This is a genomic window from Paenibacillus sp. FSL R5-0345 (assembly GCF_000758585.1).
GTDB lineage: Bacteria > Bacillota > Bacilli > Paenibacillales > Paenibacillaceae > Paenibacillus_AQ.
Genome location: NZ_CP009281.1, coordinates 3358171 through 3371076, shown reverse-complemented (window position 1 = coordinate 3371076; position 12906 = coordinate 3358171). Strand labels below are relative to the sequence as shown.

At 39.0% G+C, this 12906-nt stretch carries 7 protein-coding genes and 2 pseudogenes; 1 reads left to right on the top strand and 8 read right to left on the bottom strand.

Going from position 1 to position 12906, the window contains the following annotated elements; all coding sequences use genetic code 11:
• Positions 1 to 223: 223 nt before the first annotated feature.
• Together R50345_RS30815 and R50345_RS14865 are read right to left on the bottom strand one after the other, a co-directional pair.
• Positions 224 to 490 (bottom strand): annotated as a pseudogene (locus R50345_RS30815) (aldo/keto reductase); the annotation flags it as partial.
• A 331-nt stretch (positions 491 to 821) separates the two neighbouring features.
• Positions 822 to 1723, bottom strand: a pseudogene (locus R50345_RS14865) (MFS transporter).
• Positions 1724 to 1973: 250 nt separating this feature from the next.
• Here R50345_RS14865 and R50345_RS14860 point away from each other — a divergent pair.
• Positions 1974 to 2522, top strand: a complete 549-nt coding sequence (locus tag R50345_RS14860; RefSeq protein WP_042127763.1) for a TetR/AcrR family transcriptional regulator — start codon at positions 1974 to 1976, stop codon at positions 2520 to 2522.
• Between the two features lie 57 nt (positions 2523 to 2579).
• Here the strand turns inward: R50345_RS14860 and R50345_RS14855 are convergent, their stop codons facing one another.
• From R50345_RS14855 to R50345_RS14830, 6 genes are all read right to left on the bottom strand, one after another.
• On the bottom strand, positions 2580 to 5750 hold the full coding sequence (locus R50345_RS14855; protein ID WP_042127761.1) for an ATP-binding cassette domain-containing protein: 3171 nt from the start codon (positions 5748 to 5750) through the stop codon (positions 2580 to 2582).
• 103 nt (positions 5751 to 5853) lie between these two features.
• Positions 5854 to 6270 carry an SRPBCC family protein gene (locus R50345_RS14850; RefSeq protein WP_042127759.1) on the bottom strand — a complete coding sequence of 139 codons (417 nt, stop codon included), beginning with the start codon at positions 6268 to 6270 and terminating at the stop codon, positions 5854 to 5856.
• Positions 6270 to 6599 carry an ArsR/SmtB family transcription factor gene (locus R50345_RS14845; RefSeq protein ID WP_375102949.1) on the bottom strand — a complete coding sequence of 110 codons (330 nt, stop codon included), beginning with the start codon at positions 6597 to 6599 and terminating at the stop codon, positions 6270 to 6272. Before R50345_RS14845 ends, R50345_RS14850 begins: the two co-directional genes overlap by 1 nt.
• Before the next feature lie 214 nt (positions 6600 to 6813).
• The gene (locus R50345_RS14840; protein WP_042127755.1) at positions 6814 to 10941 is read right to left on the bottom strand and encodes a DUF6923 family protein; all 4128 of its coding nucleotides are present in this window, start codon (positions 10939 to 10941) and stop codon (positions 6814 to 6816) included.
• A gap of 258 nt (positions 10942 to 11199) precedes the next feature.
• Complete coding sequence (locus R50345_RS14835) at positions 11200 to 12108, bottom strand: hypothetical protein (protein ID WP_231574206.1); 909 nt, start codon at positions 12106 to 12108, stop codon at positions 11200 to 11202.
• Complete coding sequence (locus R50345_RS14830; protein ID WP_231574205.1) at positions 12105 to 12731, bottom strand: RNA polymerase sigma factor; 627 nt, start codon at positions 12729 to 12731, stop codon at positions 12105 to 12107. Before R50345_RS14830 ends, R50345_RS14835 begins: the two co-directional genes overlap by 4 nt.
• Between the last annotated feature and the right edge of the window lie 175 nt (positions 12732 to 12906).

Below are 12906 nucleotides of genomic sequence, written 5' to 3'. Positions count from 1 at the left end.
ATAGCTCTCCAAAGTGACTTTCCAGTGACACAGAAGGTGACGATTTAGTCATTCAAAGCTTATTTCAATAATAAGACATCACTGTATCAAAACAACTTCATATCGCAAGGGGTTAGATTAGGTCAAAAAAAGGGTGCCCCAGCAGCCTTTTCATGGCTTTTGGAACATCCCTTGACGTGCTATATGAGCATTAAATATCAAAATTTATGTTTAGCAAGCTCTTCTACGATTTGGGGTCGTTATGCGAAAAGAATACACTCTGTTTCGTATCTAACGCAGCTATTCTTTCCAAATCTTCTTGGTTTAATTTGAAGTCAAAAATATTAAAGTTTTCGATGATTCGTCTTTTATTAGTAGATTTTGGAATGGCAATCACGCCTCTTTGGGTTAACCAACGTAAAACTACTTGAGCAACGGATTTCTGATGTTTTTCAGCGATTGAATTTAATACTTCATTTTGAAAAAGATTGTTTCTTCCTTCTGCAAAAGGAGTGGCAGATGAACAACCCACCTATCGGGAAATTAGCTATTGCCCCAGGATATAAACCCGTTGATGAGAAGCTTTATGAACAATTATAAAATAATGCATCGGGTCTATGGACTCGATTCATTTTTCTTGTTCTAATGGCTGTCTTAACTACTGCTTAGCAGGATTAAAAAAGTAAATTCTCAGAAAAATCGTGAATAAACTCAATGCCAAAAATAACGCTCCTCCTATAACGATGTACTGTGTACCCATTCCTGATATAAATAATCCGCCCACTGCTGTACCTATGGTTATTCCTAAGTTCCCACAGGATAGGAACAACCCATTAGCAAAATCAGGGGCCTCTGGAACTGCGGATGTAATCCAGTATTGACTGATCAGATATCAGATTACCTATTGCATAGAACAAACCCCATAACAAAACTTTAATGATCATAGGTCCTGTGGACGAACCCGTTACTAATGATAATAGATAAATGATTCCTAATATAATTGGAAATGTTATGACTGTTCTTATCGCATTTTTAAAGAGTAATCTTCCCCCTGCAAAGTTTCCGACCAAGCTGGCTAAACCATATAACAATAACACTAAGCTTAACGTCTTCCCTGAAATATGTGTAAAGGTCTCCAGATACTCTGCGATGTAACTATTAACACTAGCTGTTGCTGATCCAATAAGTACGACCGCAATAATGGCTAACCAAACCATCGGCTTTTTTAATACGCTTATTTGAGATCCGTATGAAAGCCTTTCCTTCACTGGCATAGAGGGTACAAATAATAACGTCGCTATGAATACTAGGGCGTTTACGATTGTAAAGAATAACATCGCCATATCTACAGAACTTTGACTAGCAATATAATTAGTGATGGGTACACCAAGAACCATACCTCCTGTCACGCCGAACATGACTTTAGAAACAGCTTTTGGAGCTTCTTCCTTACTGACTGAAGTAGCAGCTACGAACAATAAACTGGATGAAAAAAGGCTGGAATCACACGAGCAATTAACAGCACATTAAAGTTTGATGTGAAAATGGAAATGATATTCCCAAGAATAAAAATACCAAGTACAAGCAACATGACTTTTTTCCGGTTTAAACTTGAGAATAATAACGGCATCGTAGGACCAGCAATCGAAACAGCAAGTGCAAAGAGACTAACTAACAACCCTGCTTTGGACACTGAAACATGATAGTTATCTGCTATTTGAGGTAACATTCCTATTACCCCCATTTCAGTTGTTAGGATGCCGAAGACTCCTATAACTAGAATAAGTAAATACAAATGATTTTGTTTTGCCATATTAACCCTTACCTATATATATTTTTTATGCTCGAAAGTAAACGCTGGTGAATTATTACTCTCATGTGTATTATTATTGATGAGTTAAGTTTCTTCAATTAGCAAATATCCGTGATCCGTGTAATAATTCACACATTGCTTTGATCTGTTTATTATCTGCAAGAAAGTTTGGTGACTCTACGTGACAAAGGTTGATAGAAGAATTCTTAAATCTCAGGCAGCCATAAAAAAAGCAATGACTGAACTGATGTCTGAAAAAAAATTCGATGCTATAACGCTAAAAGATATTTCTGACAGAGCGGATGTTAGTCGAAGAACAATCTATCTGCATTACGAGGATAAATATGATTTATTAGATAAGTTAATTGAGGATCATATCAATGAACTTAGAGAATCCTGCAGTTCAGAATCGGAAATAAGCTCAGCACATCGTAAGTTGACCTGGTTTGAATATTTCGAACATAATTATTTATTTTTTTCAGCGATGTTATCTAGTAAAGGAGCTCCCTTCTTTCGGAGTCGGTTTCTTGAGTTTGTCATCGAGGATATCAAGAGTGAATGGGAGATGTCAGAGGGGAAAAAACAGGGGTTATACGAAGACGTTATTCTTCAGTTTATTGCACCAGCGTATGTAGGGATCGTGGAATGGTGGTTTACAAACCAAATGCCTTATCCACCTGACGTTATGGAAAAACAATTGGAAATTTTATTGGATAATAACCTATCCTAAGTTTCTAAACCCAAAAGCCCAACTTCTCCGTAAACCAATAGAGAAGTTGGGCTTTTATTAATTATTTTCTTCAAGATATTGATAAACGGCCATCATTTCTTGTTTGTTCAACTCACGAATACGATTGAAAATTGGAATATCTGCCACTGCTCCAATATTTGAGCCTTCAGACACAACATCACTTACATTGCCTGTTAGCCAGGTCTGAACATTAATACCTTCAACGGTTTCCTTCCGGCCCTCATCATTAATTCCACTTGCATAACAACTAACACATGGAATCGTTAACTTATAAACGCCATCGTGGAGTCCATCTTCTGATATAACTTTCTTTCCTTTACAGAATGGACATGGTTGACTAGCTTTTATCTTATTAATTAGAGTGACCAGTTTTTTGTAACCAAACGCTTCATAAACATAGGTCAGCTTTTTGTATTTTCCATTCGTGAAATACTTATCAATGATGTTTTCTCTTGTTTCGGTGATATTGTCAAAATCACAAATGGTGATTCGATTATTTATGCTGATGGATTCTATACTATTGCTAATTATTCCCCAGAAAGGCAAAGCATTTTGCAACACCATTTCATAGTGTGCAAAGCTTGCCAGCTCTAGTTCAAGCATTTTCAGAGCAACTTGTGTTTCCCATGGTAAAAGAGAGACTTCCTCTGTCAGAAGCATATCGCCGCCGACAATGGCTTTCATTTTTTGGAGTGCCGGTAATTCACCAACAGTTCTAATCACTTGTTCGAGAGGCTGTCCAATGATCTCACGAATATCCGTGTCACCAAACTTTAGCTTCTTATGATGATTAAGTACGGTTCCTTGACAGATTGGACAGGTAATCATTATTTTAGATTGTTTGATATGCTCTTTAATAATCGCCTTCGATATCACCATGTAGTTCCCAATGATGTAATTAAAGCCTTCCCAAGTCCTCGTTGCTTTGCTTGCCTTATCATAAAATGACTTTTCCCAATACCCGTACCAAAAAGTATGCTTTTCTGCATCCGTCATCTCATTATAACTTTTGCTGAGATCATGTCCGAGTTCATTCTTAATCTCTTCAAAGATGAATTTTATTTTGGGGAATTGATAGAATTTTAGGATATCCATTGCATCTGGATGCAATAAGCCCTCCCAAAACGGTACATTTTTGTCCTGAAGGACAACTTCAAAATCAAAATTTTCAACGACTCGACGTCCCTTACAGCATGGACAATGATTGTCTTGATAATAGAAATCGAAGCTACTCGTATCTTTATTGGTCGGATGCGCCGTTACAATATGGTTAATCAAGCTACCAATCTCATACAGAAAAGTATATTGACTATATAAGTGGCGTTCTAGATCAATAGCGATGACAGGTGCAATGGTATCCGATTCGTATTCACCATAAATCAAACGCGCCATAGAGGATAAGCTTTTTAAGATGCCGCCTTTATAGATATTTTCAGCATTTTTATAATAGGCAATTTGATCATCTTTTAAATAATTAACACCATTTTCTTGACGCAGTGTTGAAGAGATCTGCAATGGAGCGACAGGCGTTTCATTGTTGTGTTGACGATAATATTCTTCATGGCTGACAACATCGAGATGCTCCACGGGTTCAAGCTGTCTTTTGCCAAAATCAACGATAAAATCAGAGTTTTCCAGCATATACGAGTTATGTTCTATCATCATAATGGATACAGTTTCATCCTGAAGAATAACTCTAATGCTATCGATGAATTGATTTAAAATATTTTGTGATAACCCTTTGGAAGGCTCGTCAAAGATGAATAGCGTATTCGGATTTCTTGAACCCGCGAATAACTCGGAAACTAAATGGACACATTGAAATTCACCTGTTGATAAAGACTGTGTTTTTCTTTCCAACGTCAAATAACCAAGGCCAAGCTTGATCAATAAACTTAAGCGTTTATGAGCAATGTCTTCATTTGGCAATTCATCAATAATATCTTCAATCGAGCGCTGAAAAATATCATCAATCTCTTCACTGTATTTAGCGAGTTTTCTTTTAATATCTAGAAAAGTTGCAACGGTCGACCGACTGGTAATCGATTGGTTTCGATCTTGCCCCACAATGACCAGCTTATCTTTGGGATATCGTGTAACAAAATCTTTGGACATACACTCATTGACCAGTGTAGACTTACCACATCCAGATTCACCAGTGAATGTTACAAGTCTATTACGGGGGATCTGAATTTCAGCCATTTGAACATTACGACAGTAAAGATCATAAAAATGATAGTATTCAGTGGGTGTAGCCTGATTTATCTCCCCATTGATCGGCGCAGGACGTGGTGATTCTTCAACGATTTTCCCGCCATATTTCCCACTACCTGGTCCGAAGAACAATTGATCGTCCGTTATGTCTAATACCGTGTCCGAATGATCAATAAGCCAAATTTGATTCTTAAAGCCTAATTGTTTAATCTGTTCTAATATTTTCAAAAGGGTTTGGTGATCCAGACCCACAGAGATTTCATCTATGATAATTACGGTGTTTTCACTGGTTGCCATAAATTCAGCTAAGTAAAGTCGTGTTAACTCTCCACCTGACAAAGTACCCATAATCCGATTTAAGGTTAAATAACCAATATTCATATGGATAATGTTTTTTAGAATGTTTTGTTTACCTTCACTAATGTTCAGCACTTCTGCTAGAGATAAAATGGTTTCGACACTTAAATCGTTGATATCAGAAATACTCATGTCTTGATTCAATAACTTCATTTTGTATTGTTCAGTTTCTTGATTATAGCGCTTCCCCTTACACTTTTTACATTCGATATTTTTAGTAGTTCCTCGACCTTTACAATCTGGACACCAGCCTAGTTCATTATTAAATGAAAAAACCTCTGGTGATAGGTTATATTGTTCAGCAATCGCAACACGAATCTCTGTAAACACACCCGTATGTGTGCCAATAGTTGATCGAGGATTAGAAGAAATGGATGATCTCCCTAGAAAAAGTACAAGCGGCATTTCTTCCATCTGGATCGCACTGAAATTAGTTTCCATAATGTTAGGGAATAAATACTGATATTCTGCCTTTGGCAATAAAGAAACGAGACGCTTCTTGGATTCTTCACCGATGGTTTGACAAAAAGTAGTTTTACCAGAACCGGACAAACCAGCAATCCCTAGGGATTGATCTACTGGTAGTACTGCATCTAACTTATTAATATTGTTCGCAATTAATCGGTTTATTTTCATAGTGGTATCATCTCATCTCCATTCTCTTCATGTAGTATTGCCATGATTTATCCCATTAAAAAGGGCACTTTCCGTGTTTCAGAAAAGCGCCCTATTCTTGAAATTACAGTTCTGCTAAAACTTTTTCAAGCTGACTGCCCATATTCGCCCAAGCATATTTAGCTCCCTCGATAGCGCCTTGGCGAGCTTTGGTCTCCTCACTAAATCCAGATTGAGCAAGGTGCAGATGAACCTTACCATCTTCCTCTTTGCTCAAAGTCCAAGTAACTGTTGTACCTTCTCCAGCACTATGCCAAGTATAGGATAATGTATGTGGCTCATCTACAACGAGAACCTCGCAATCTACAATACCATCCCACCATTCATTTGGCTCTGCACGAAATTGAAATTTATGCCCTACGACTGGCTTAAAGTCATTGCTCCAAATCCATTTCGCAAGTGTATCTGAATCCGTCAAAGCGTTCCATACCTTCTCGATGGAGCTTGTAAATTGATAATCTAAGGATACATCCGGTTTCATTATTCTTCCTCCAATAAAAGTTTTAGTTTATCGATTCTTTCTTTCCAGAAGCCTTCGTAAAAAGATACCCAATCCCGAATTTCTTTTAATGGATTGGCATTCAAACGATACCTCGTTTCTCTACCAACCTTTCGAGCAACTACAAGATTAGCATCTTTAAGAATAGACAAGTGCTTAGAAACTGCTGTACGACCCATTTCAAAATGAATCGTGATTTCATGTAGGGGTATTTCATCAACATCAGCCAAGATTTGAAGTAATTTTCGCCTTGTTGGATCTGCAACTGCGTCATATACATCTCTCACTTGACTATTATCGTTCAAAACCACCCCCACCTTTTCCGTAATATTACCTGTAGTGTTACTGATTATACTTCATCAGCACGTAATTGGACACCATTTGGTGTCTATTTGATTATAGGACACCAAATGGTGTCATGTCAAGATTCTTATTCCTTCCATTAACCTAATTATCACTATTTAGCTTTCGCTATGTAGACACACAAATAAGCGGATACCTCCATTATGGGGTACCCGCTTCTAATTATTTACGTTTCAATTTTAAAGCCTTTCGAGAACGATTTTTTCGTTTCTGCGCTGCTCTTCTGCATTTATCGCATTTATGAGTTTTCGTACATTTTTTACATCTCTTTATTTTGTGAGGTTTACGGATGTTTTTACATGCATCACATTTATGATCTTTACCGCACTTTTGGCATTCTTCGCCTTTCTGAATATGAATAACGAATGTCGAGGAATTATTGGTTGGTACCGGATCTGGTGTTGATGCACTCACTGTTGCCGTATTAGAGATCATATCCTCTGCGAAAGAGCTTATTTTCCCTCTAATTATAACCGTGACTGATGATCCGTTAGCCAGTGTTCCTAATGCGTAAGAACCACTCCAAGGTGAATAGTTCAATCCACCATTCGTAGAGAACTCGACATTTCTAAGCATACTTGAAACAATATCTGTTAAAGTTACATTTTCTGCATTCGAAGGTCCTGCATTAGATACTACTAATGTATAGCTGATCAACTGACCCGGGCAAGCTCGGTCCGCACATCCAAATTTGACAATGGATACATTCGCTGTTCCGATAATATTGACCGTAACCGTTGATGTATTATTAGCAGGATTTAGATCCGTTGTTGTGGTACTTACGATTGCCGTATTGGATACTGGTCCACTAGAGAAAGTGTTCACGATGCCTCTAATTAATATCGTATTGGAAGCGCCATTTGACAATGCGCCTATACTCAAGGAACCACCCCAAGGAGCAAAGGTCGTTCCTCCATTCGTAGAAAATTCTACGTTTGAAAGCACATTAGACACCGCATCAATTAAAGTTACATTCTCAGCGTTGGACGGTCCAGTGTTAGACACGACAACGGTATACGTGAGGGGTTGGCCGGGAGCTACGGGATTTGGACTCGCTGTTTTTACAACTGAAAGATCCGCCGAAATGTTGATTGGAGTACTGATTGTTGATGTGTTATTCGATAGATTTAAATCTGATGAATTCGCATTCGATATTTTAACGAAAGAGAGCTCGGAAGTTGCATTTACCGGGATAACGATGGTTGACGTGTTGTTCGTTGGATCCGGGTCTGGTGTTGTCGAGCTAACGGTTGCGGTATTTGTAATTGTATCCACCGCTTCATTGATAACTGTCCCTCGAATAATTATTGTAAGTCCAAAGCTGTTTCCCAATGTGCCGATCGTATAGGAACCCGACCATGGATTAAAGGCCCTTCCTCCATCGATTGAAAACTCTACGTTGATAAGCTGATTTGGTACACTATTTGTAACTACCACATTATCAGCATCAAATGGACCTTCATTCGTTACCAGCAAGTTATAGGTGAGCAATTGTCCTGGAATAACGGTACTCGAGCTCGTTGTTTTAACGATAGAAAGATCCGATGATGCATTCACTGGGGCACCGGTCCTTGACGTGTTGTTCGTTGAATCTGGATCTGGTGCAGTTAAACTTACGATCACCGTATTCGTAATGTTTCCTGTAACAGACTCTTCAGAGCGTTCCGGGTTAATGATTTTACTAGGATCAGCATCGATTAACATAACCCCCTCGGTATCCGATGGGTCGTCATTAGTAACGCTCACAGTATTGAACAGATCCGGGTCAGCTTCTTTGATATTCGGCGAAACTGCAGAAGGGTTTGTTGTCCTCCCCTCCGTTAAGGTAACATTTTCCGCATTAGAAGGTTCTGCAATGGCCGTAAAAATAGTGGGAGTAAGTACTTGATCTGCGGTGACTGAAGAAGAGATTACTGTTTTCTCAACGGTAAGATCAGCCAAATTCATAATCGGAGTAACGGATGTCGAAGTGTTATTAGACAGTTCAGGATCGGGTGTTGTGGAATTAATCGCTGTTGTATTAATAATCGTTCCAACGGATGAATGAGATACTATTCCTTGAAGTATTATTATAACTGTATTCCCGTTGATTAATGTTCCTATGTTATAAGAACCGTCCCACGGATTAAAGGTAATGCCTCCATCTACAGAGAATTCTGGATTCGTCATTTGACTTGGTACGGCATCGACTAACATTACATTCTCTGCTAATGATGGTCCAGCATTTGACACAATGATCGAATATGTCAATAAATCTCCTGGGACGGCAAGTGTTGGATCTGCTAATTCGATTACGGATACATCTGCTGATTGATTCACCGTTGCAAAGGAAGTCGATGTGTTATTTATTGGATCCGGGGCTTCAGTAGTACTGCTAATGATTGCCGTGTTGATAATCGTCCCCACTGCAGTATCGCTAACCGTCCCGCGTATCAGAACTGGAATGGATTCATTTGCTGGCAATGTTCCCAAGCCTATGCTTCCAGTCCATGCTAGGAAAGTTGCTCCCCCGTTTAGACTGTATTCTGGATTAAGGACTTCCGGTGGAATCAGATCGGTTAACAAAACATTTAAAGCGGCATCCGGTCCGTTATTTATAACTTTAATGTAGTACTCCAGCTCTTGACCCGGAAAAACAGGAATAGGAGTATTCGATTTGTCTACCAATAAATCTGCTATGTTATTAACCTCAAGAATATGATCTTCTACCTCTCCGTCAGATGCCGCTCCCAAGCTTCTTGTATCCACTGCTGTCGGAGATATATTTTGGTTCACTAGCGTATCCGTCGTAAATTTGAGTCTGACAAAAGTTTGCGTAGGCGCCAGAATTACTCCAGGGGGTAATGTAAAGGTTAACGGTACAATTTGTGTTCCGGGCCGGGAAGATACCACCTGAACCGGAGCCGCTTCATTACCTTGAAAGATGCCGTTTGTGTTAAAGTCTAGCCATCCGTATAAGTTAGCTGTACTTCCGATTGTATTGGTCACTGTTGCAAGAAGTGTGTAACTGGTGGCACTTACCGAAAGTGTTGTGAGAGGAACTGAAAGTCCATCGATCTGAATCCCCTTCGAAATATCGTCACCCGTTACAGTAGAATTCTGATCCGCGTCGAGCTCTGATGTTATTTGTGTCCCGAGGACAAGTCCATTTCCTGCTACAGTATCTGAAGTGTCACTAACGTCCAAATTAATTACAGCTTGAGGACATAAGGTAGCATCATTAAATGAAGTAGTTGCCGTGTTAGAGAATAGGGTTGCCGTAGCCGTGTTGCCAACGATGGTGTATCGATAGATATTACCCGTACTATTAGAAATTGCATAAATATTATGGTTAAAATCGATCGCCGCTGCTCCGAACGGTCCAGCGCTACGTGGGGTTGTCGTTAAATTTGTAATCGCACCCGTAGCAGGATTTACTCTTTCCATCAAACCTGTTGGTGTGATGCCATATAGACGACTATCCGAGCTATTATAAACCCAGCCGCTGACATTTAGAGCCGAGCTCAAGGGAACGCCAAAGTTGCTGGTTTGCTCGGAAAATTCATTGGCTGGGTTTACCAGCTTCAAATAAGTAGAAGCGTTTGGCCGGAGATCAATTACATAAAATCGAGATTCTTTATTAACAAAAATATAAAAGAAACCATTCAAATCAAAGGTTCCGGTGGTATAGCTGTCGGAGGGAAATCCGGGTGGCAGTGGAAATAATGTAGTGACGTTTCCACTGTTATCTACTCGAACGAGATTATTATTAAGCTGATCATATCCATAAATATAGTTATCCAGTGGATTATATCCGATTGCATTTATATCTACAGGTGGACTAACCGTTCCTTGAATAACGGTTGCACCTGTTACAACATTGAGGTAATACCAAACGGAAGGTCTTCCTGCAAATTGAATCATTGTTGTATTACAGCTTAAGGGATTATTTGTAGTATCATGGCTAAAGTTCTGATTGGCTACAGTTGCATTATTGCTGATTTGAGACTTTGTAATGGTTACGGTCAGTTTTCTTGGCCCATTTGACATTGTAAATCCACTTGGCTGCGAAAAAGTAGTTGGCGGACAAGAAGCACCCGAATCTGTAACCGTCTCATAAACGAAATAACTTCCCGCAACGGTAATTGGAAAACTATAAACTCCATTGACATTCGTTAGCGTAGAAACACAGGTTCCACACGAATTACTATATAGAACAACACTAACATTCGGAATCCCGGGTTCACCAGGATTAAACTGCCCATTATGATTTAAATCATTAAACACTGTTCCAGTAATGGTTGCAGCCATATAGCTTAATCTCCTTCCTCAACTGAACATTTTCAATTGCATACTTAAATGACATACATCTATTATTGAAAATTTAGTAACCATTTTGTTCGTATTAGTAATACGCAAATGACTATTAGTGGGTGAGGGCTAACGCACAATCTGGGTAATTGTACTCTACTCTAAAACAAAGGCATCGAATCTGTGGATTCGATGCCTTTGTTTTAACTTGTTAGAAATCGTTACTTTTTTATTAAGCATAATCAAATCTTCTTAAGTTTAGTAAAGCGGCAACACATCTTGTGTAAGCCCGGAAAAAAGTTCTCCGGATTGATCAAAGAAGAGATCAGGCAATTGATAGTAAGCATCTCCCATAGATACGACTTTTAATTCAGGAATGATATACATGCCCATATAGGTTCCATCGTTAAGATTGAACTTTAGCTGATACGATTTTCCTTGGGACTGCGCCTGGGCAATAGCTTCGTATTCTTTATTGCTTAAATCAGCTGTTTTTGCGCTATAGAGCCCATCAATGAAAGATTCCACAGAGGCATGATCCGTCATTTTCTTTAACACGTCATTCCCTACATGATTAAGAACATGGATTTCTTTTGCATGCTCTTTTAGATTAGACATATCTAGATATTCCTTAGCTGTCATTATAGAATCGTTTGTCTTCGCCACGATTTCTGCCAAATAATAATGTCCCTCATACTTAACAGCAATACGGAATTGGGATGGGTACGGCGGGATTTCATATAGCTTACCTCCGACTGCGAACGTAGATGCATAATCCTTTTCTACATCTTTACTTCCATCGTCCTTCCCGATCTCTTGGTTGATATCAAAATCTATGCTTCCAAGTGACTTTTCAGGCTTCATTCCTGTGAACTTAAACTGAGCACCATCACCCACGAATGCATAACGAAATCCATTGTAATTTAAAATCTTCCGAACTCCGTTGGGAGCTGAGACTGGCGTTTGCTGCGAGATTTGTGGTGAATTAGTAAACGATGGCTTCAAAGGAGATGTGTAAACAGCCACTCCTAACACCAATGCAGCACAAGCGGCCAATGATCCCCACTTCGCAAATGTTCTCTTTTTAGTGCGCCTCGCCGTGTTGGCCTTCTCCACCAGATTGCCGTCTACATAACCAATAGTCTTAAATAGATCTTTATTATTCATAGGATATAACCCTCTTTCTTAAGGTATAATTGGAGTTTTTTTCGTGTTCTAAAAAGGATAGATTTCGTATTACTCTCACTTATTGAAAATCGCGTTGCGATATCAGCCAAAGAATCGGAGTACCAGTAACGTCTCAGGAAGATATTCCGATGATCTTCGTTAATTTTCAGAAGGAAATTGCTTATGGATTCAGCCATTTGTTCTTCCTCGTATTGACTTTCAACATTGTCTGGCGAGAATAAACAATCATTTAATTCATCAAGAATCGTATCGAATGTTTTATTCCGCTTTTTGGCCATGTAATAATCGTATTTATTTAATGCGATATTCCGGGTGATCCTCCCCAAAAAAGATGAGAGCTTAGCAGGCGTCTTCGGCGGTATCGCTTCCCATGCTCCTAGAAAGGTATCGTTCACGCATTCTTCCGAATCTTCTAAATTAGACAGAATGTTATGAGCGATCTTAGTACAATAATTTCTATATTTTTTGGATGTTTCTTCTATTGCTGTTTCATTACGCGCAAAGTACAGCTGTATGATTTCACTATCTTCCACTCCATCACTTCCGTTCAGTTTGATTAAGGCCTCACTTATAAAGTAAGAAAAGAAGGGTTTTGGTTGCAAAAAAGTTTTGTTCTTATGTAATAGTGCGGGAAATCATTTTATGTCTTCATAAGCTTCGACATTCAATGCCAATAATATGACGTGTGATCTTATCCTTTTGATTCTTAAGTCATCTTCATCGACCAATGTGCCTATAATAAAAGCCGGTGTACCCTATAAAGGGCAACACCGGCCA